General features: G+C 37.3%; 21 protein-coding genes and 1 pseudogene. All 22 read right to left on the reverse strand.

Annotation, left to right across the window (positions count from 1 at the left end):
- Positions 1-23: 23 nt before the first annotated feature.
- On the reverse strand, positions 24-1,076 hold the full coding sequence (locus HMPREF2979_RS09065; protein ID WP_070656351.1) for a glycosyltransferase: 1,053 nt from the start codon (positions 1,074-1,076) through the stop codon (positions 24-26).
- A gap of 15 nt (positions 1,077-1,091) precedes the next feature.
- A complete protein-coding gene (gene glf, locus HMPREF2979_RS09070) occupies positions 1,092-2,189 on the reverse strand; it encodes a UDP-galactopyranose mutase (protein ID WP_070656354.1) in 1,098 nt (365 codons plus the stop codon).
- A 10-nt stretch (positions 2,190-2,199) separates the two neighbouring features.
- Entirely contained in the window at positions 2,200-3,615 is a 1,416-nt protein-coding gene (locus tag HMPREF2979_RS09075; protein ID WP_070656357.1) for a flippase, read from the reverse strand.
- Positions 3,612-4,760: a polysaccharide polymerase gene (locus tag HMPREF2979_RS09080; RefSeq protein WP_070656360.1), complete on the reverse strand. Its 1,149-nt coding sequence runs from the start codon at positions 4,758-4,760 to the stop codon at positions 3,612-3,614. Before HMPREF2979_RS09080 ends, HMPREF2979_RS09075 begins: the two co-directional genes overlap by 4 nt.
- A gap of 1 nt (position 4,761) precedes the next feature.
- The gene (locus tag HMPREF2979_RS09085; protein WP_070656363.1) at positions 4,762-5,754 is read right to left on the reverse strand and encodes a glycosyltransferase family 2 protein; all 993 of its coding nucleotides are present in this window, start codon (positions 5,752-5,754) and stop codon (positions 4,762-4,764) included.
- 9 nt (positions 5,755-5,763) lie between these two features.
- On the reverse strand, positions 5,764-6,744 hold the full coding sequence (locus tag HMPREF2979_RS09090; RefSeq protein WP_070656365.1) for a glycosyltransferase: 981 nt from the start codon (positions 6,742-6,744) through the stop codon (positions 5,764-5,766).
- A 7-nt stretch (positions 6,745-6,751) separates the two neighbouring features.
- Complete coding sequence (locus HMPREF2979_RS09095; protein WP_070656368.1) at positions 6,752-7,402, reverse strand: DUF1919 domain-containing protein; 651 nt, start codon at positions 7,400-7,402, stop codon at positions 6,752-6,754.
- A 21-nt stretch (positions 7,403-7,423) separates the two neighbouring features.
- On the reverse strand, positions 7,424-8,425 hold the full coding sequence (locus HMPREF2979_RS09100; RefSeq protein ID WP_070656371.1) for a Stealth CR1 domain-containing protein: 1,002 nt from the start codon (positions 8,423-8,425) through the stop codon (positions 7,424-7,426).
- Between the two features lie 18 nt (positions 8,426-8,443).
- A complete protein-coding gene (locus HMPREF2979_RS09105) occupies positions 8,444-9,589 on the reverse strand; it encodes a glycosyltransferase family 4 protein (protein ID WP_070656374.1) in 1,146 nt (381 codons plus the stop codon).
- A 2-nt stretch (positions 9,590-9,591) separates the two neighbouring features.
- Entirely contained in the window at positions 9,592-10,764 is a 1,173-nt protein-coding gene (gene cps2T, locus HMPREF2979_RS09110; RefSeq protein WP_070656377.1) for a beta 1-4 rhamnosyltransferase Cps2T, read from the reverse strand.
- A gap of 32 nt (positions 10,765-10,796) precedes the next feature.
- Positions 10,797-12,164 (reverse strand): sugar transferase, encoded by a 1,368-nt coding sequence (locus HMPREF2979_RS09115; protein ID WP_070656380.1) that lies wholly within the window; start codon positions 12,162-12,164, stop codon positions 10,797-10,799.
- A 56-nt stretch (positions 12,165-12,220) separates the two neighbouring features.
- Positions 12,221-12,961 (reverse strand): tyrosine-protein kinase, encoded by a 741-nt coding sequence (locus HMPREF2979_RS09120; protein WP_070656383.1) that lies wholly within the window; start codon positions 12,959-12,961, stop codon positions 12,221-12,223.
- 9 nt (positions 12,962-12,970) lie between these two features.
- Positions 12,971-13,662: pseudogene (locus HMPREF2979_RS09125) on the reverse strand (capsular polysaccharide biosynthesis protein).
- Between the two features lie 8 nt (positions 13,663-13,670).
- Positions 13,671-14,402, reverse strand: a complete 732-nt coding sequence (gene cps4B / locus HMPREF2979_RS09130) for a capsular polysaccharide biosynthesis protein Cps4B (RefSeq protein WP_002884982.1) — start codon at positions 14,400-14,402, stop codon at positions 13,671-13,673.
- Positions 14,403-15,863: an LCP family glycopolymer transferase CpsA gene (locus tag HMPREF2979_RS09135; protein WP_070656386.1), complete on the reverse strand. Its 1,461-nt coding sequence runs from the start codon at positions 15,861-15,863 to the stop codon at positions 14,403-14,405.
- Positions 15,864-16,203: 340 nt separating this feature from the next.
- Positions 16,204-16,914 carry a purine-nucleoside phosphorylase gene (deoD, locus tag HMPREF2979_RS09140; protein WP_048675940.1) on the reverse strand — a complete coding sequence of 237 codons (711 nt, stop codon included), beginning with the start codon at positions 16,912-16,914 and terminating at the stop codon, positions 16,204-16,206.
- 305 nt (positions 16,915-17,219) lie between these two features.
- The gene (locus tag HMPREF2979_RS09145) at positions 17,220-17,933 is read right to left on the reverse strand and encodes a type 1 glutamine amidotransferase (RefSeq protein ID WP_070656415.1); all 714 of its coding nucleotides are present in this window, start codon (positions 17,931-17,933) and stop codon (positions 17,220-17,222) included.
- On the reverse strand, positions 17,930-19,177 hold the full coding sequence (locus HMPREF2979_RS09150; RefSeq protein WP_070656390.1) for a chloride channel protein: 1,248 nt from the start codon (positions 19,175-19,177) through the stop codon (positions 17,930-17,932). Before HMPREF2979_RS09150 ends, HMPREF2979_RS09145 begins: the two co-directional genes overlap by 4 nt.
- A gap of 3 nt (positions 19,178-19,180) precedes the next feature.
- Positions 19,181-19,990, reverse strand: coding sequence for a purine-nucleoside phosphorylase (locus HMPREF2979_RS09155; protein ID WP_037600556.1), 810 nt, complete (start codon positions 19,988-19,990; stop codon positions 19,181-19,183).
- Positions 19,991-20,008: 18 nt separating this feature from the next.
- Positions 20,009-20,554, reverse strand: a complete 546-nt coding sequence (locus HMPREF2979_RS09160) for a DUF1697 domain-containing protein (RefSeq protein WP_070656393.1) — start codon at positions 20,552-20,554, stop codon at positions 20,009-20,011.
- Between the two features lies 1 nt (position 20,555).
- Positions 20,556-21,767, reverse strand: a complete 1,212-nt coding sequence (locus HMPREF2979_RS09165; protein WP_070656396.1) for a phosphopentomutase — start codon at positions 21,765-21,767, stop codon at positions 20,556-20,558.
- Positions 21,768-21,887: 120 nt separating this feature from the next.
- Entirely contained in the window at positions 21,888-22,568 is a 681-nt protein-coding gene (rpiA, locus tag HMPREF2979_RS09170) for a ribose-5-phosphate isomerase RpiA (protein ID WP_048675955.1), read from the reverse strand.
- Positions 22,569-22,707 lie beyond the last annotated feature (139 nt).

Consider the following 22,707-nt stretch of genomic DNA (forward strand, 5'->3'; position numbering starts at 1 on the left):
CACTAAGATGAGGATTTTTTATCTTATTTCAAATTGTTCAATGCGGTAAGTAGGTAGTGGCCATCACGAATACCTTTACCGACACGCTTGGTATTTTCAAGCAAATCTTGGTAATCAGTATCTGAAAGATTATCAATGGTAGCCTTCAAATCATGAAGCGATTCTACTGCAATCCCACAGCCATTCTCAAGTACAAAGTGAGACAAGGCTGACTGTTTCCAAACAACAAGCGGGAAGCCTGATGCCAAGTAAAGTGACGCTTTGTGAGAGTTGTTATAGCGAAGGTACTCTCCAAAAACACCACTACATGTCTCAGCACTATCACCATCCCAGACAAGCCCAAAACCACCCTCAAGGGCTGCAGGAAGCTCATCAGGTAGGAATGAGCCAAAGTAAGCCTCATTCTCAAGAGCTCTGCTCTCGTCGAAGCCAACACCATAAAGGTTATAAGCAGGTTTCGCAGGAAGTGAGTAAAGATAACCAGCTTTTTCTTGTGCCAGATTACCAGCCACAATAATTGGCTGATTCTTACTTAGACTAGTCTTCTCTTGGAAATTTGGAATCAAATAGTCGAAAATGCCAAGGCTAACAATCTTATCTTCCGCAATCCCTTTATCCACCAAAACAGATTTCATAATTGGATTGTGGGCGATGATACCATCAGCCGCACCAAGTAGACCTGATTCTTGAATCTTCATACGAATTCTATGTTTCAAAGGAACAGCTTGACCATTCATGAAACGAAGAGCATCTAAGTCATGGATGATGAAATAGATCTTCACACCTCTTTTTCTTGCTTTTTTCACAAGAGATGTGGTGAAGAAACTATGGTGGAGCATTGGAAATTGAATCAAGAGCTCATCACCTTCATTCAATTGGTTTAATGAATGACTGAAGGCTTTCGCCTTATGTATTTGAGCTTTTGCAGTACTCATCTCATACCAATTATCTACTGATAGGATAAGAGCTTTAAATCCTTGACTTTTTACAATAGATTCAACATCATTACGAGCCTTATTTCCTGCATTTTTAGCGTTATTGTCATGAAGAAATTCTTCTTTTAAGTAGTATTTCATAGATTATCGTTTCTCTTAATCAAACTCATTCACTACGACTTCTAGAGCACGCTCAATGACCACGTGCATGTCGTAGTATTTATAGTCTGCCAAACGTCCACAGAAGATAACCTTGTCATTTTTCTCAGCTTCTTCTTGGTACATAGCAAACATGGCGTTGTTCTTTTCATCATTGATTGGGTAATATGGTTCATCCCCACGTTTCCAGTCAGCTGGGTATTCACGTGTGATAACTGTCTTAGGTTGTGTACCATACTCGAAGTGCTTATGTTCGATGATTCGAGTATAAGGAATCTCACGCTCTGTGTAGTTGACTACGGCGTTCCCTTGATGGTTTTCTTCATCCAAGACTTCGTGTTCAAAACGAAGACTGCGATACTCCAACTCACCATGCTTGTAATCAAAGTATTGGTCAATCATCCCTGTAAAGACAACTTTATCAGCTGAAGCTTCAAGCTCTTCACGATTGGCAAAGAAGTCAACACCAAGTTCTACTTCTACATCACCAAGCATGTTTTCAATGATGACGTTGTAACCACCGATTGGAATTCCTTGGTAACGGTCATTAAAGTAGTTGTTATCAAAAGTCAAACGAACAGGAAGACGTTTAATGATAAATGGTGGAAGGTCTGTGGCAGAACGTCCCCATTGTTTTTCAGTATATCCCTTAATCAACTTTTCGTAGACATCTGGACCAATCAACTTGATAGCTTGTTCTTCAAGGTTTTTAGGCTCAACGTCTTTCATATCAGCCGTTTGCTCAGCAATCTTGTCCTTAACTTCTTGAGGAGTCTTAGTGCCCCACATAGCATAGAAAGTATTCATGTTGAATGGAAGATTGTAAAGACTGCCCTTGTAGTTAGCAATTGGTGAGTTGATATAGTTGTTAAATTCAGCAAACTGGTTAACATAGTCCCAAACCTTTTTGTTTGAGGTATGGAAAATGTGGGCACCATACTTGTGAACATTAATACCTTCAACATCCTCACAGTAGATATTACCACCAATGTGATCACGCTTGTCAATCACTTTTACTTTTTTACCGCGTTTAGTAGCTTCGTGTGCGAAGATTGCTCCAGACAAACCAGCACCAACGATAAGATAATCGTACATATTTTTCTCCTTAGTTTTTCATTAACTGTTGTTTCAAGTCTTTCATATCAACGCCACGTAAGACAATAATCAAGACGATATAAATGATAGCACCGACAAGACCATCTACTGCTACATTAAGCATAGGTTTAAAATGGACAAACATCTTAAAGACAAAGAGCCCAAGATACATGACAACTGATGCTAAGATAATTTTTAACATGGCTGGAAGGATTGAAACATCTTTGATGAATCTCCTTGAAAAATTCAATTGAATAATCCATACCAAAGCCTCTGTTAAAACTGATACAATGGAGGCTCCGACAAAGCCAAATGGTGGAATTAACAAGAGATTAAGTCCCACACTGACAACGGCTGGAATAGTCGTAGAGAGCATAAACTCACGATGTTTATTATGTGGAATCAAAATCTGGATTCCCATAATATTCGTCCAACCGATAAAGAACATCCTAAAGACCATAATAGCAATGGCAAGATAAGCCTCTTGGAAATCTTTTCCTAGGAAGAAACTCACAAAGTCCTTATTGACAATCAAGAGACCTGCTATAATCGGGAAAATCACCAGATTATAAATCAAGAAAGACAACTCATGCATCTTGTTAACGGCCTTATGGTCACCACTAGACAAGAGACCAGATACCCTTGGAAGCATCACACTACCCAAAGACGTTACTAATGTTAAAAGGATATTGATAATCTTCAAGGCCTGGTCATAAATACCGACATCATTGGTAGATGACAAGGCACCCAGCATGGTACGATCCAAAGTCACGTACAGTGAAATGGCAACCTGAGGAAGAAACAGCAAAATAACAGGTTTGAGATGTTTCTTAGCATAGGATAAATCAAATTGAGGCTCACCAATATATGGTCTCGCTGGTAGCCACATACTCAATTGACCAAGCAATTCGAAGAAGGTCAATAGGAAAACATAGAGATACAAATCACCAGGTGTTTTCACAAAAAGGAAGATAGAAATAACTCCTAAAACCTTTACCGTTGTATTCCTTGCTGTGATACGACGAAAATCTTCCAAACCTTGGAACAACCAAGAAATGTCCATCCCTTTCGATATCAAGCTTAACCCTAAGATGTAAGCCACCATATTTTGCATACCTGGGAAGAACAAACACAATGATGTATACAAGATAAGGGACAAAACAGTCGCCATTAACTGGAGGGTGTAAATGCCCCAGAAATTTTTTCTGATATTTTTGCGATGCCCTGAAATTTCTTTAGTACCATAATTGGCAACACCTAAAGTCGCTAAAAGAATAAAGTAGGTCACAATCGAATTAAAGTAACCATAAGTACCTAAATCCTCTGAACTGAAAATACGAGTAACATAAGGTGTCGTAATAATTGGTAAAACAATGACCAGTAATTGATAGGAAAGATTGTAGGCGTAATTTTTTAAAACTTTCATTCTTCTCTCCTGTTTTTATGTGCAATCCCTAGTGTAGTAGACGCAAATAAGATGTAGAAAAAGATATTATATGATGGTCTAATCCAAAACGCTTCAATCATACAATTCCAGGTAATCAAAGATAGCAAAGTTAAAATCAAATAATTTCCTTGTCGATAGATAACCCAAGATCTCACTAAATATAAAATAACTAGAAGAATTACTGCAACACTTCCATAATAGAACAACATCTGAATATATGAGGAATCTACATAGTTATAACTTAAGACTGATTCCGTTTTACCACCGTAACCGATAAATTTCACCTCTGGGTTACCAAACAAACGTACAGCATAAGTTTTTAAGGCATCGTTTCCTAGTCTCAAACGCATACTAACCAAATTATTTGCGGCAACATAGAATGGACTTGACCATGTAAAGTTTTTCGTTAAGTAATACATAATTCCAGATGACGCTAAAATGGATACTGGAAGTATGCCAAAAATCATACGATGTTTATTTTTATTGAAATAAAAGAAAGCAAATATAAGGATTGAAATTACAATAGACAATGCATTTAAACGAGCATCACAAAACTTAATAATAAATGCTGCAAGACCTAATCCTAAAATTGAACGGGTAATAAGGAAACGATTTCTATTTAGATAACATAAAGCAACATATAAATAAAAACAATGTGATGCAAAATCCGTTGGATAAATGAAGCCAAATGAATTTCTGGTCACAACACCTGTATTTCTCATTTGTATGAACTGCAAGTTTGGAATAACATGAACTAATGATAAAAGTACAGTTCCTAATAGAAAGGGAATAACTACTGCACTATAGACTTTTAAAATAAAATCCATGTCCATATCATATAAAGAAACTAGCAAAATCATATAAGCAAGGAAACTATAATTCTTCATTTGTAAAGCAACAAGCAAGCCTACAATTAGAAGTAAAGGTGCAAAAATCAAGTAGTTGATAGAGAATTTCTTAATGTCTTTAAAACGAATTAGCAGACATAAAGAAACAAGTACAGATATAGAACTCGGTATGGTTGGAATCAATCTCCCTAACATAGTTGTACCTAACATATCTACAGCTACAATAAATGCTAATACAAAACCAACTAACAATTTTTCTGCTTCAATACGAAACATTTTAACTCCTTTTAATTAACACCTGAACCTTTTTAAGAAACAGAACAGTACGGTACATTTTATGTTTTAGTATATATTTTATGAAAGGTTTCAAATCGTTTTCTTCTGTATAAATAAATGATTTGATGGCTTTATTTTCACAAATATCCTTTACATATTTTAACTTTATACTGACTTGAGTATTTTGTTTGGAGATATTATAAATATTACTCATTAAGATTCGCGACTTAATTGTTTTATCAAAATCAAAACTATCCAAATTCCAGTCAGAAAGTAGATTATCAACCATCTTCAATTCTTGAAGCTGATACTGAAGACGCTTAGGGTTATAGCCCGACATGGCGGAACCTTTTCTACCAATGACATAAACGTAGTAGGAATCTTGAGAAAGATAAATCTTATTGACATTACGATAAACATCAAGATTAAAGCGGACATCTTCACCTAACTCATACTGCTCAAAAGAAAGGTTATTTTCAAGAAGAAATTCTCTGCGATATATCTTATTCCAAACTGTGTAAAGCATATCCGATAAGAATAGTTCTTTAAATATCTTGATAAAACCATCCTTGTCGTAACTCCCTTTAAACGGAAGTGACTTTTCAGTACGGCTCTTCTCAGTTAAATCTTCCTCAAAAGAATTATAATAACTAAAAACAACCAAATCCAAATCTGAGACTAGCTTATCTGCAAAATCAGCAAAGAGATTACCAACAAGATAATCGTCACTATCAACGAAGTAGATAAACTCTCCCCTGGCTTTGGACAAGCCAAAATTTCGTGCCGAACCAACACCGTGGTTTTCAATATGATAGACTGAGATATTTGAGTATTCACTAGCATAAGTATCGCAAATACTGCCACTACTATCAGTAGATCCATTGTCTATCACTATAATTTCCAAGTCATCATAATTTTGAGAAATAATACTTTTCAAACAACGGTCAATGTATTTCTCAACATTATAAACTGGAATAATAACAGAGTATTTCAATTTAGACTCCTACTTTTTCAATATATGTTGTAGATGAAATGCACCTTTTAATAGACCCAATCGATACAAAAAATATTTTGTTCTATGAGGTAATTTAAGCTTCTGCTGAAACTTAAGTTTATTTATTTTCAATTCTTTTTTAACACTTTTTGTTAGTTTAGGATAAGTCTTGTATAGGTTAGACTTATATAAACTAGACAAACTATGCGTCATACCATCAACAAAAAACATCTTCGCAATTTCTAATTCACTAGAATCAAGTTTCGAACGAACAGCATCCGAATAATAGATTTCTTTGTAGAAGCCAATCATATTTTCAAATTTTTGCTCATTCCATGATTTGGTAATCGCATCTGGGTTATCAATCAAGTAATGATAGTACTTTTGATTAGTTGCATAGACCTTCTTAGCTGAAAGAAACAGTTTGTAATTAGTACCAAGATCCTCATAGTATTTTCCAATTGGAAACTGGATGTTATGATCAGTGAATAAGGATTTCCGATAGACTTTGTCATTAGCGAAACCAGTTATATAACTGTGCTTCAGCATTTGAACAAAGGCATCTTTACCTTCAAATACTTGAGTCACTTCTGGTTCTGAAACAATAGCATCTTCTTCACCCTTCACAAACTCACGATTAAAAGAAATAATATCAAACTCTTGAGATTCTAACGCTTCTGCTAACGCTATAAAGGTATCTGATTCAAGCCAATCATCTGAATCAGGAAAATAAACATATTCTCCTTTAGCATGAGAAATACCAGTGTTACGAGCTTCAGAAAGTCCGCCATTCTCCTTGTGAATAACCGAGATAAAATCATATGCTTTAACATAGTCATCACAAATTTGAGGAGAATGATCAGTACTTCCATCATCTACAAGTAAGATGTCATAGTGCTTCCACTCTTGAACGAGGATACTCTCAATACAACGTTTTAAATATTTTTCGACATTATAAACTGGAATGACGACAGTTAAAAGTGGTTTCATAGATTATTTACCCAATTAATGATGTTAAGTCTTCTCCACCCTTGTTTAACCAAGCTACAGCATTAAAATAGCGGTGGTAAGTTTTTAAATCGATTCCAACATGTCCTTGCTTTTCAGCTGATTTAAAGTGGACCAATGAAGGTAGGTCACTATAATTCTTTGAAGAGAAAATCACCTTACTCTTATATGGAAGCTCTTCAAACTCTTTCATCAGCTCATAAGTACAAGCATCATTGTCATTGAACTTGAAATACAAATTATCCCAATGCATTCTCTTCAAACGGCGGTTCCATTTTTGAGTTGCTTCTTCTTCATCTGCATAATGCAAAAAATGAAGTTCAATATCATCAAGAATTGCAAGAGGGTAGGCGTTATCAAAGTCTTTGATATATTTCGATTCCTGAACAAATTTCAAGGGGATGTTTCCACTCAAATAGTGTTTTAAATTCTTGAGCATCTTGATATAATCAGGCGAAAAGACAAACATCCCTACAAATGGTGTTTGATAAGGCAAGCCCAACTCCTGATATACTTTTCCAGCCCAGCAATTATCACAAATGATAGTGAAATTTTTATTCTTAAGTCTTCGTCTAGGAATAAAATTAATAATTGGATAAACGATAGGTTTTATTCTATCTTTTAGTGATTTTCTTTCCATAATCTCCTAATTACCTATGTTTTATAATTCAAAAGTACTCTTTTCAGGTAGAAACTCATCAAATGAAGCAATGAATTCTTTCATTACCTTATCTTCATCCTGAATGTTAAAGCCATCATTAATACACACAATTTTATATTTCTTCGAAACTAAAAGATTCCAGAAATCTGAATTTGCATCATCCAAAGAAAATAGTCCACCAATTTTTGAATCACCAATAGCATATTGTCCACTAGCAATTTGCCAATATTTAAAAAGCCAAATATTTGTATCTGCTGGATTCCTAAAACGGCTAGCTGATGTTTTTTCTAAGATTTCCTTTTCTTTCTCCCATAAAAGATTAAATGTTGATTTTAAAAGAGGATATGGAAGATGACTTTCCCAGAAGCCACAAATAAATTTACTATTTTTATAGAGTAAAGATTTTATAACTTGCTTTAAGCCCTGTTTCAGAGAAAAGAACTTTCCATTTTTCAAGATTTCTTCTTTGCTGAAATAACTTGTTATTATCTCCATATTATTAATTTGAAAGTTTCCTGTTCCAAATCGTTCAGGAATAATAGGAGATAAAGCAGTATTATACTTAGGTAGCCCTTCCTCAGAGAAAAAATCACTTGGTGAAACTGGTGCCGTTAAATACATATCGTCGTTAAAACAAACAAAATGTTCTGACAAATTTGGTATTTTATGAATATTACATTCAATGGCATTAGATGAAAACACAGGTAGATAGTCATTATTAATGATTTCTTTATGATCAATAACTTCTAATTTACTATTATCTACATCTAACCAATCAGGTGTTTGATTGTCAGTTACTAAATAAACTTTATTTACCCAAGGTGCAAACTTCTCAACACCTCTAAACCAATACTTAAACGTCCCCCATTCACGGTACGCTTTATCGGAGTTCATATTATTTTCTGATGTTGTAAAAGTAGAGTCATATTTACTCTTTTTAGCTCTCCAATTAGGATCGCTCCCATCAACCCAGGTTACAACATAATCTATCGGAAAATTCATATCACTTCCTCTTTGTTTTTACTTCTTATATAACTCCGAGAAATTACGAATATAACTTTGTAATGAAAAGAGTTCTTTTTGGCGTTTGACAGATGCCTTGCCAAATTGCTCTCTCTTCTCGGTGTTATCAGCCAATTCTTGGATGGCCTTAGACAATTCTGCAGGCTGATTTGGTGTGGCAAGAAGACCGTTTTCACCTTCCTTAACCATTTCACAGACACCACCATGACGGTAGCCGACTACAGGTTTGCCACAAGCCATTGATTCGAGAACTACGGTTGGTAGAGGATCTGGATTGGTGCTTGGCAAGACAAAGATATCAAACATATTATAGAGCTCTGTTGTCTTACTATAATAATCGATACGCTTGATTTGTCCAGCTACTGGTGAGTCTGATATTGCCTTTTCCAACTCATCAACACGCCACTCTTCACCTTCAAAAGCACTCCCTGCCAGAAAGGCTACCGCTTTTGGATTAGCCTTTAAGATTGGAGTCACTGCTTCCAAGAAATCGCCTTGACCTTTCCAAGCATTCACTCGACCAACCATTCCGATAACCAAAGCATCCTGTGCGATACCAAACTGGTCACGAACTGCGCTGGCATCCATTTCATGATAGACGGCATTGTCAACACCATTATAGATGACCTGAACTTGGTCATTTTTTACAAAGCGAGACTGCTTGACGTGGTTGGCCACAGCATTTGAAACTGTCACAATCGTATCAGCATAACGCCCCATCAAAAAGTTGATGAAATCAGAGATTGCTTTTGGTTTGACGATAATTTCATGCACATGCCAAATCAAAGGAAGTTTCAACTTACGTTTGAGATAAATCCCCTCAAGTACCGCAGTCGTATTATTGTGAATAAGAGTAATGCCATTATCCTTAGCATATTTAGCAATTTGCTTTGAATAACGATTATAAGAGCCAAAATACTCAAGAATTCCCTTAGGATTAAAATATTTACGGCGCAAGATTGGATAATCGATAACTTTTACGTTAGCCCCAACCTTTTCCAATGCACTCACTAAGACACCATCGTTGGGCAAGATGACATGAGCCTCAAAGGCATCTTTATCCAAGCCCTTAATAAGCTCCAACAAAACCTTGTCAGCACCATACATTTCGGCACCAGCGTGAAGATATAAAATTTTCTGCATTTCTATCCTTTAAATACTTTCTCGTAGTCTGTAACAATTTTTTCCCAAGTAAAGGCTTCAGCGATACGTTTACTTGATTTTTGATTAAGGTCTTCGATAGCTTGTTCATCCAATTGCTCAGCTTGATCAATGACACTTGCCAATTGGTCTTTCTTCCAATAGAGAGCACCATCTTCACCGACTTCACGGTTAAAGCCAACATCCAACAAGAGATTGAGTTTAGTAGACTCAAGAGCCTCAAGAAGGGATGGATTAGTACCACCTACTTCATGACCATGGAAGTAAGCAAAGGCATTTTCACGAATGTATTTGAGCAATTCTTGGTCATAAACAGTCCCGACAAACTTCACACGAGGATCCTTGTCAAAACCAGTTTCCTGACGCAACTTGTCGTAGAATTTGTTTTCTTCAACATTGGTAATGAGTACAAAGTCCTTGTCAGAGTTAGATGCCATAAAGCCACGAATCATAGCCTCATAGTTATTTTCAGGCACAAAACGTCCTACAACAAGGTAATAATTATTTTCAATGACACCCTTTTCAAAATACCATGTGCGAACCTTATCATCAACCTTAGTCAATCGAGATTTAGTTGTATCTGTCCCATAGGCAATATAAGTTGTTTGAGGACGATACTTCGCATAATCCTTTTGAATATAAGATTCAATGTTTTTACTATCACAAATCAAAAGATCTGCATGTTTTACCATGAGTTGCTCAGAAATTTTCCAATATTTACGAACTGGAAGACTCCATTTCGCACGAAGCCATTCATGACCGTCCGGGTTAACCATAAGGGTACCACCGATAGCCTTGATTTTCTTTTTAATACCTGAGATAAATGGACCGATTCGGCAAGCCAAAACATAAAAGATTGGTGCTTGGTCATTATTTTCCTTAGCAATTTCAATGGCCTTATTGAGAGCTGCGATGTCATAAGCGATGGCACGTGCAGGCCCGATATTTGGAACGTCGATATTGTAGCATTTAGCACCGTTATGTACGAAAGTGTCTGCTGTAATACCTGATTTAGCAGAGTTTTCACGCATACAAGCTACATAATATTGGATATCTTTGTCTTGTTGGAACTCTGTTAACTTCTCAACAAAGGTCTCAAATCCACCATATTTTGCTGGAATTCCCTTAGAACCAACGATATAAACTGTTTTTGTCATTTAATCACCATTAAAAGAAATGGAGAAAGCCATCACTTTGCTCCATCCTTCATTACTACTACTTTAATTGTTTTCAATAAGATTTTGATATCGCGCCAGATTGTCCATCCGTCCATATAAGCAACGTCTAGTTTTACAACTTCATCAAAATCCGTAATCTCACTTCGACCGCTTACTTGCCAAAGACCAGTAATACCTGGTTTAAAGCTGAGGCGACGTTTTTGTTCAGGTGTATAAGATTCGTACTCATCCAATGTTGGTGGACGTGTTCCTACCAAGCTCATATCACCTTTTAGAACATTCCAAAATTGTGGAAGTTCATCAAGACTCGTTTTACGAATGAAATGGCCGATTTTGGTAATACGTGGATCATTGTCCATCTTAAACATACCACCAGACATTTGATTCTGTGCCATCAAATTCTTCTTAATTTCTTCAGCATCTACTCTCATAGAACGGAATTTATAAAACTTGAAGATACGTCCATTCTCACCCACACGGTCCTGAGCAAAAATGGCTGGCCCACCATCTTTACGAATAAGTGGATAAAGGAAGATTCCAACAATCCCACAAAGCACCAAACCAACTAGGCCTCCACAGATATCGAGGAAGCGTTTAGCCAAGATATCTCCATAGCTATAAAAATGCGTTGAAAAGGTAACAACTTTGAAAGGACCCAATTGTTGAATACGTTTTTCACCTTGACTCATAAATTCAAGGGCATTCAAATTAATGGATACTGGAATTCCCATGAGCTCAAAAGGTGATGCATAATCCCAAATCTTGTACTGCTCACTTGGCAGATTAATCAAAACTTGGTCTACTACTGAGTGTGTCGCATATTCGATCAAATTTTCAGGTTTAACACTCTTGATAAATGGATCAGTGAAATAAGGATTATCCAAGACACAAACTGCTGTAATCCTACCATCCATATTGTCTTTCATACGAGACAAAACATTTTCAAGACGCGCCTGATCAGAAATCAAGAGAATATTCTTGTTACTTTTACGACGTGTATAGATAGAAGAGCGGAAATACTTAAGAACAGTATTTGTAACGTATAAGAGAACACCTGAAATCAGGGTAACATAAAGAAGTCCGCGACGTGAGATAGAAAAACTTCCATCTGCAAAAAACGAGAGGAAAGTTGCAATTAGAGCAAATACGAAACAATATTTGACAGTTGCAATGAGTTCATCCAAGTAGCCTCTATACTTAAGATTTTCATAATAACTACTGATATAGTAAGACACTACATGTACGACACCTAAAAGGACAATACTTCCTTGGGTAATCTCTGTATAAGGTATTTTACTAGCTACCATGGCTGCGAAAACAACCACAACCAACTGTATAATACCAATTTCAATGCGACGAATTTCTTGTTTTTCTTTCACTCTAAACCCCTTTTTAATCTGTTAAGGTATAAGGAGCCGCATCATCCCCATTAATGCTATCCTTTTCTACGACGATGTGCTCTTGAATGACCTTCTTTTTGGTCTGATTTTTTTCCGTACTCGCCATATGATCCGTAAGAACCATATGATCCATACTTATCAACTGTCATATCAACTTTATTAAGGACGACTCCTAAGAATTGAGAACCACTTTGTTCCAATTGTTCAACGGCCTTAGTTACGAAACGACGTTTGATTTTCCCAGCTGCTGTAACCAAAAGACTAGCATCCGCCTGATGGGCAATAATAACGGCATCAATGACCAAACCAATTGGTGGTGTATCGATGATGACATAATCATAACGACTACGAGCAACTTCCATCAAATGTCTAAAATTGTCATTTTGCAAAAGACTCGTTGGATTAGGTGGTACAGGACCAGATGCAATGACATCCAAACCAGAAATATCAGTTTGGCAAATAGTTTCATTCAGATCTGCATTTCCTGATAGGAAATTTGAAAGACCTTTATAAGGCTCATTTGACTTAAATGTACCTGACAAAACAGAGTTACGAGTATCAGCATCAATGAGAAGTGTTCGAAGCCCAACACTAGCAAATGAAATCGCCAAGTTAACAGATGTCGTTGATTTCCCTTCGCCAGCTTCAACAGAGCTAACCGCAATCACTTTCATCTGTGTACCAGAAAATTGAATATTTGTGCGAATGGCATTGTAATACTCTTCTGTTTGTTTGGCAAAGTTTACTTTAGATTTTACTAACTTTAATAGAGGCATTTCTTCTCCTTAAATTTTATCTGTATCAGGGACAATTCCAAGAAGTGTCATTCCAAGGGCATCTTCTACATCTTCTGGACGGCGAATACGATCATCTAGGATTTCACGTACCAATACACCAACAACTGCAAGGAATCCTCCAAGCACTGCTCCAAGAAGCACGTTACGTTTGATATTTGGTGAAGATGGTGACTCTGGCAATTTAGCTTCTTCAAGCGTTGTGACATCTTCAACTTTTGTCACGTTCTTGATTTTTTCTGAAGCAACTTCACGAACCTTATTGGCAAGTGTTTGCGCATCTTGACCAGTTTTAGCATTAACTGAAATTGAGATAAGACGAGTATCAGTAGGAATATTAACTGAAATCATTTTAGCAAGTTCAGCTTCTGTCATATTCAATTTTTCATCTTTGATAACTTCTGACAAGACATCGTTTGATGTAATAATTTCTTTGTAGTCTTTTGTCAAAAATGTACCGGCCTGCAAATCTTGAGCAGAAAGGTTTTTGCCATCATTCGCTTGGTTAACCACATAGATACGTGTCGATGACGTATATGTGGGTTGAATGAGGAAATAAGTTCCCAAGAAGGCAAAGACAGCTACATAGAAGGCTGTAAATAGAATAAATACTTTTTAGTCCAAAGTTTTTGCAATAGTGCAAGTACATCGATTTCAACACGCTTCGTGTTTTCCTGAGTCATAGTTTCTCCTATATGTATTGATTTTCAAGTAGTGTTTGTGGATTTTCGATGAAAAGGTTACGAGCACGTCTCGTTCCGTAAGTCTTTTCGATAATAGCGTAGGCATCTTTCATAAATGGTGGTCTTGGACCAAGATTATGCATGTCACTAGCAACCATATGAACCAAATTTTTTTCCAAGAAATAACGAACACGTTTCTTTCTTACTTTATCTTTATCTCCAAAGAGCTTTGGTTTGAGGACATGTGAGCTATTGACTTGAGTATAGCAGCCCATATTGATGATTTCTCGAACACGATCAGCATTTTCTTCGAGGGCATCATAGCGCTCAATGTGAGCAACAATTGGTGTCACCCCTGCTCGCAAAACATTGCTAAGCCCACTATGAATTTCTTTCCAAGAGGTGCGAGCACTAAACTCAATCAAAGCAAATTGAGTGTTGTGCATCCGTGGAATGAGATTCTTTTCGAGTTTCTCCACAATGTCTGAGGTGTAATAAAGTTCACCACCATAATAAATAGTTAAGTCTGGATAAAGTGCTTCTGCTTCTTCTTTTACCTTAGAAAAGTTTGCAAAGATTTTATCCTCTGGGGTTTCAAACATTCCCTTACGACGATGGGATGTTGAAACAATAGTACGCACTCCTTGCGCATAGCTTTCGCCAATGAGGTCAAGACTTTCTTCTAAAGTTTTAGGACCATCATCAACATCAAAAACAATATGTGAGTGAACGTCAATCACTTATTTTTCCTCCATCAAATTTTTGATAGCTTGAGAGGCACTTTCCACACTAGAATCATCCAGTTTCATCATGTAGAGACTAGAATTTGGCATAGCATAAGAGGTCAATTGTCCGGTTGAACCTGTACCTGTTACTGCTTGAGAAGTCACCGTAAATTTAGAACCTGAATCAAGTTGTGTATTGGCCAGAGCATTAATGGTATCTAGAGACATATTCGTTTGAACAGAGTCTTGAAGATTGTTAACAATTGAAGTAAAGTTTGATACTGATTTTAGTGAAGCTAACTTGTTTACAATCGCAGAAATCACTTTTTCTTGGTTCTTACCACGGTCATTGTCTCCTCCATCCAAACTATAACGCTCACGAACAAAGCCAAGGGCTTGTTCAGAATTCATTTGGATATCTCCAACTGGGAAATCAAACTTCCCATGAAGACTTGTGAAAGCTTGATCATTATGAACTGTCACACCACCAAGTTGGTCAATCAACTTAAGGAAAGATGTGAAGTTAATTCGTGCATAGTAATCAATCTTAATGCCATAAAGATTTTCCAGAGTTTTTTCAGATGTTTCGACGCCATAAATACCTGCGTGGGTTAATTTATCATACTGGTCTGCCCCACCATCAGGAATCTTAACGTACGCATCACGTGGAGTGGTCGTCAAGAGAATCTTATGTGTGTTCATGTTAACGGTCATAATGATATTGACATCTGAACGTGATACTGTTGAAATTGAACCGTAGGTATCAATACCACTAATATAAATATTGAAGACTTTTGAATCTACTTGTTTTGCAGAATTGTTATTCTTCTTTTTAATTTTATAAGTATAGATTGTTTTTAGATTTGAAGCATAGTTACTATCGACAGACTCTAGTAGGCTAGCATAAGAGCCACTCAAGACCATAGCTTTAGATTTGCCAGACTTAAGATTGTCATAAGCTTCTTGATATGAAGCAACATCATCAACTTTAAGATCAACCTTTTTGTCTTTCTTTAGAGCAGACATTAAGGTGTCGATATTGTTCTTATCAACCTTAGTTGGTGCTTGTACGCTAGTAAGCTGACTCACATCTTTGATGTCACTATCCTTTGGAACTACGATGCTCATTTCCACTTCAGAAAATGCAGCCGTCTGATTCATACGGTTAGTGATATCAATCATTTGTTTAAAACCAAAAATACCAACCAGAGAAACTAGCGAGAAGATAACCAATACAACCGTTGTCACTAGTGGTGATTTCTTAGTCTTCTGAAGGAAGATGCTAATAGCAAGAACTACCAACAAACCAATGGTGATAATGATGTTCAAAAACCTAAATGATAGGAAATTATAATTGAACATTGTGAATAATAAGACCAATGCTAAAATAGCATACAGAATGGTCAACCCAACGTTGACCATCCCCCACGATCTATTACTCGTACGTTTTTGCTTACGATTCGTACGCGAACTCATATAAATTGCTCCTAAAAATTAAAATTAGACATTTCCCATTATCATTATAACATTACTATAACTTCATTTCAATTGTCATTCTTTTTAAAAAAGAAGAAACCGTTTTTCATTATGATATCAAGCATTTAATTTCTATCATTTTTCATAATATTGTAAACTATTTTTCACATTTTTGGTGGTTGAATCTTAAATTATCGGATATTTATCTATTTATTACAAGTCTTTTTCTTCCAAATATTTTTATTTTTTTCTAGTAGTTTGAAAATTTTTAACCTATTGATTCTTCGAGTAGATCTTAGTTACAACACAAAAGGACGACCTAACGGCGTCCTTTTACAAATTAGTCTGCAATTAGTGTTTCAAGACCAACTTTCATCATGTCAGTGAAAGTGTTTTGACGTTCCTCAGCTGTAGTGTCTTCATCTGGATTGACCAAACTATCAGAAATAGTCATGATGGCAAGAGCATCTACTTGGTGTTGAGCTGCAAGGTAATAAAGAGCTGCTGCTTCCATTTCAACAGCCTTCACTCCCCATTTACCAAGCTCAATGTTTTTTTCGAAATAATTTGAATAGAAAACATCAGATGACAAGACATTACCAACATGTGTTGTCATACCAAGGTCTTTGGCAATGTGGTAAGCCTTATCCAAGAGATTGAAACTTGCAATTTGTGGGAAATCGTATTGTGGCCAATCATTACGGATAATGTTAGAGTTTGTCGCTGCGGCCTGTGCTAGAACTAACTCACGAACGTGAACATCCTCGTTCAATGAACCAGCAGTACCCACACGGATCAATTTTTTAACACCATAGTCAACGATAAGCTCACGCGCATAAATAGAGATCGATGGCATCCCCATTCCTGTTCCCATTACTGAGACACGTTCACCTTTGTATGTTCCTGTGTAACCAAACATGTTACGAACTTCATTAAAACATACAGCATCTTCAAGGAAATTCTCAGCAATGAATTTCGCACGCAATGGATCCCCTGGAAGAAGAATTTTATCAGCAATTTCTCCTTGCTTAGCAGCAATATGAATAGACATAATATAAGATACCAAGGGCGTTAAAGAGGCAAAGTAAAAATAGGAAATCCGACAAAGATGCTTCGCATCTAGGAGAATTTATCTTTTTTACACAGCCTCTAGCCCAGGTTCAGTTTCAAACCCGAACTACCCTTCCTTTCATTTTTTGATGGTAAAGGAGCAGACAGAAAACAAATGAAGACTATCTATTTTCCGAGCTTTCCGCTCGTGTTCAAATCAGAACACACGCTCTACCTTTCTTAATTTTTATTTTTAAATATTTTTCTACTATTATATAGTGGATAAATAACTACTTTAAAAGTGGATTAAGCTTGAGTCAATGAATCAAGAAAATCGTATAACTTTTTGTTCATTTCAGAATAATCGTTGGCACGCAATTGTTCAGGTGTTTGAACAAAAGGCAACTCTTTATTTTGCTGACGTAAATGCTCTTCACCGTCAGCAGCTATAAGTAAATCAATGGCTTCAAGATCAAACTCCAAGTGTGCCTGAAAGGCATAGTGTTTAGGACTGAAGCGAACAATTTGGCGTGGACAACCTTGACTAATAGCAAGAACAACTGCATTATCAGTCAATCCAGGCATATCACCATGCCAGTGACCAGTATTTAGGGTTTTGCCAAAACCTTTGATATGGTCATCCGCCAAACCTGCCTCAGTTAATGTAACAGGGAAAACCCCAATCTCACGTTCTGGACTATGTTCATACTCACCACCATAGGCTACAGATAAAAGTTGAGCACCTAGGCAAACCCCAACAATATAGATATCAGCAGCAATTGCTTTTTGCATAAATGCAATCTCAGCTTCTGGGTCATAATAAGGAAAGGCCTGACGATCTTCATCAGGTGACTGAGGGCCACCCATCACAATTAGAAAATCAATACCTTCAACGGTTTCAGGAAGAATCTCTTCCTCATATACCTTGGTTGATGTGATATTATGCCCACGGTCTTGAGCCCATTTTAAATAGGCTCCTGGGACTTCAAACGTTTCGTGTAAGATAAAATGAATATTCATTGTTTTTTCTTCCATCTATTTTTAATTATCCTCGATAGTAGACTCGCTAAGAGTAGTGGTACTGCTACCAGCCCTCCTTGACCAGTAAAACCTAGAACTAAGGCTATCCCAGTTAGAGGAGCATCTAAAGTTGTTCCTAAAAATACGGTTGCACCGAGTAACATTCCTAGAGTAGGATTGAGTGATAAGCCAAAAATCTCAAGACAACTTGTCAATAAGAAACCTAATCCGGCACCTAAGGTAAAGGAAGGGGTTAGGGTTCCCCCATAAGAGCCTCCCCATAAAAGTAAACATACCATAAGACCTTTGACGACAAGGATAAGAGGTAGGTATGCTGAACCCCCACCTGAAAATAACCATTGGGCTAGAACCTGACCATTTCCCATGATTAAAGGATAGAAAGCTGCAATCCCACCTAATACTACATAAGATAGTGGCATGGTCCACAGAATACGTTTATCAGTAATACGACTTTTGCTAGCCTTTTTGGCTAAGAAGCTAAACATCATCGCCAGCGGAGTTATCACTAATACAAGAACAATAACCTGAATCAGACTAGCAGGGTCTGAGCTAACTTTACCGACTTGATACATTGCCTCCTTACCAACGATTGGTCGAGCACAATAAGCTGACAAATAGGTTGTCACAAGAATGATAACAATATTTTTTGATTTCCAAGCAACCCCTAAGGTTTCCAGAACAAACAGTGTACTGGCAAAGGGGACTTGGTAAACCGCAGCTAAGCCAGCGCCTGCCCCGCAAGCAATTAGCAATTGTCTATCAACAACATCCAAATGCAAGGCTTTGGATAGACTACCACCAAATAGAGCGCCTAATTCTCGAGGCGCTCCTTCTTTACCAATTGAGGAACCAGCTCCAACGATTGCAACCTGCATCAAAGCATGTAGACTTTGGCCAAGAAAATTTGGACTCTTCTTACCAACGAGTTGCTTAGACTTACTAATAGAAAGGAGGGACACTCGTCTCTGAAGGAAATACCAAAATAAACTAGCCAAAACACCTACTACAAGCAATACTGCAAATCGTCGAAAGGGACTTACAGAGTTAAACTGTGACAATAAATTCGATTTATCATTACCAAATACAAGAATTTGTATAAACTCCAAAAGGTAATGACAAAGAATGCCTACCAAACCTGAAGCAATACCGGTTCCAAAAACAGCTAAACTTAACCTAGTCGACTTGGGTAATGACGTTATAGGTTTTATTCCCCGAGCTATCATATTTTAGAGTTCAGCAAGAATCGCTTTTAGCAATCCTTTGAAGTCCCCTTTAACACGCTCTGTCACTTCCACCACTTCTTCGTGGTTCAATTCTTCTTGGAAACCAGCAGCAAAGTTGGTAATACATGAAATACCAAGAACTTTCAAACCAGAGTGAGCTGCGATAATAACCTCAGGAACTGTTGACATCCCAACAGCATCTGCACCAAGTGTCTTATAAGCACGGATTTCAGCTGGAGTTTCATAACTTGGACCAGTCACACCGATATAAACACCATCATCCAATTTGATACCAAGTTTATCAGCCACTTTATGAGCGGTTTCACGGTATTCAGGTGTGTAAGCTTTAGACATATCAGGGAAACGTGGACCAAAATCATCCAAGTTTTCACCGATCAATGGGTTTTGACCAGTCATGTTAATGTGGTCAGTGATGGCCATCAAAGTACCTGGGCCAAAGCCGATACCACCTGCTGCATTGGTTACAACAACTCCTTCACATCCAAGAGCTTTCATAACACGTACAGGGAAAGTAACGACTTCAAGCGGATTTCCTTCATAAAAATGGAAACGTCCTTGAAGAGCCAAAACCTTACGTCCAGACAAAGTTCCGTAAACAAGTTTTCCAGCATGTCCGACAACCGTTGATTGTCCCCAGTTTGGAATATCCGCATAGTCAATGACAACTGCGTCTTCAACTTCTTCAGCCAACTCACCAAGTCCAGAACCCAAGATTAAACCAAACTCAGGTTTTTCAATTCCTTTGCTTTCCAAAAATGCTTGAGTAACCCTAATTTTTTCAAGTAGCGACATGTTATTTCTCCCTTAATTTTATTTCATTCTTAAAAAGTGACCAATTTTTGAAAAAGTTCTTGCATTTCGAATGGTTATATCAGGATAAAAAGGTGTTTTCAATAACTTCTTATGATAAGCTGTTTGGCTATAAGTTGATTTATCATACTTTACCCAGTAGACACCAAGTTGACCAAAATGAAGTATTTCATCTTTCAACTCTAAAGAGTTAATAATCTTCTTCATTTCGTTCTTATCAAGTCTTTCAGTGAATAAGAGGACGTCTTTTCTATAGAAATCATCTTCCCACCACTTAGGTAATGAGGCCACTTCATTTTGATAATCTTCAAGAGTAAAAAGAGAAAATACCTTAATAAATGGATAAGCCTTATTTAGAAATTCCTCTAAAACTAAGAGGAGTTCCTCTTTCATCAAGGTAGAATCAAAGAAAAGATTTCCACTATTTATATAGGAAGAAACATGTGACATACCGAGTTCTTCTAACTCACGACAAAATTCCTCCATGACTACCTTGTGACGACCACCAACGTTTATTCCACGAACCAAAAATGCATAGCGCTTCATTTTAGATAAGTTTATCCAAGAAGCTTTCACCAATCATGGCTTTATCTACACCAAAGTTTTCAGCGACAGTTGCTGAGATGTCAGAGAAATGACCTACTGGAATAAGTCCATTTCCTTTGAATGATGGGCTATAAGCCAAGAAAGGAATATATTCACGAGTATGGTCTGTACCTGCATAAGTTGGATCATTTCCGTGGTCTGCTGTAATCATCAAGAGATCATCTTCACGCATAGCAGCAATGATTTCAGGCAAACGTTGGTCAAATTCGTGCAAGCAATCACGATATCCATGTGGGTCTCGACGGTGTCCATAAAGGGCATCAAAGTCTACCAAGTTTGTGAATGAGAAGCCATGTTTGAAGTCTTCAGAAGTCATAGCTTTAATCAAATTATCAATACCATGGCTATTTGATTTGTTGTGCCCCATATCGTGGTTGATACCAGCTCCATTGAAAATATCATTGATTTTACCAACGGCATAAGTATCGATACCAGCTTCATTCAATTTATCCAAAACAGTTGGTGCAAATGGTGAGACAGCCAAATCACGACGGTTAGACGTACGAGTGAAGTTTCCAGGTTCACCAACGTAAGGACGAGCAATGATACGCCCTAGAAGAGCTGGACGCTCAAGAGTAATTGAACGTGCATATTCACAAATGCGATACAATTCATCCAAAGGAATAACATCTTCGTGTGCAGCAATTTGAAGAACTGGGTCAGCTGAAGTGTAAATAATCAATTCACCAGTTTCCATTTGACGAGGTCCAAAGTCTTCGATGACAGCCGTACCTGAGTATGGTTTATTCGCTTCACGAATGACTTTACGGCCTGAGAATTCTTCAATTTTAGTGAGAATTTCTTCTGGGAATCCGTTCCAGAAAGTATCAAAAGGTTCAGTAATATTGAGACCCATGATTTCCCAGTGACCAGTCATCGTATCTTTACCAAGAGAAACTTCCTGCAATTTTGTTGCATAACCAGTTGGGTTGCTTTCTGTCGGTACTGTTTTCAAAGGTGTTTCACGAGGAATATTTCCTAGACCAAGCTTAGCCATATTTGGCACATTCAATCCTACTGATTTAGAGATATGACCAAGGGTATCTGAAGCACCATCTGGCACACCTGCATTGACAAAGTCATTGGCATCTGGAGCAGCACCAATTCCTACTGAATCAAGAACGACTAAATGCATTCGGTTAAATTTGGACATAATAACACCACAAAGAGATAAAATCTTTTCGAAATTACCTCTTGCCTTTCTATATTATTTAATAGTTTGACAAAAATTAATTAGTTTTCCTCATTAAAAGTGAGGGGAATAAAAATCGGACTAAGCCTTAACTTCAACGACCTTAACACCGTCTCTTCCTGCAACGATGACTTTGTTAACCATGCCATTGAACAATCCATGATCGACAACACCAGTCATAGCTTTTAGTTCTTCACCAAGAGCTACTGGATTTTCAATCTTACCTAAATCAAGATCGATGATATAGTTCTTCATATCTGTAACAAAGCGGTCACCTTGTTCCGTAAGTCGGAATGATGGCTTATAACCCTTAGACTCAAAGACACGATACAGACGGTCAGCACCATATTGAACTACTTCAACTGGTAGTTTGAAAGCACCTAATTGATCAACCATTTTAGACTCATCAACCACCCAAATATATTCTTTTGTAGGTGTAGCGACAATTTTTTCCATCAGAAGGGCACCACCACCACCTTTAATCCCGTTGAGTTGAGGGTCTACTTCGTCGGCTCCATCAACAGTAACATCAATACTGTCAATGTCATCCACTGCCTTCAAAGGAATGCCTAAGCCTTCAGCTTGTTTAGTGGTTTGACTTGATGTCGTTACGCCAACAACAGTAAGACCTTCTTCCTTAATGCGACGGCCAATTTCCTCTACGAAGAAGTAAGCTGTTGACCCTGTACCGAGTCCAACAACCATTCCATCTTCAACGTATTTGGCAGCGGTTACACCAGCGATTTTCTTAAGTTCTTCCATGCTCGTCTCCTTGCATCTTTCTATAATAGTCGTTCAAAACAATTATAACATGTTTCACCAGTAAATAGAAATGATATGAGGGAGGAAAACCGAGGAAAACCGAGGAAAAATCATAACCACCCGTCTAACGGGTGGTTTG

Source organism: Streptococcus sp. HMSC078H12 (genome assembly GCF_001814615.1).
Taxonomy (GTDB): domain Bacteria; phylum Bacillota; class Bacilli; order Lactobacillales; family Streptococcaceae; genus Streptococcus; species Streptococcus salivarius_F.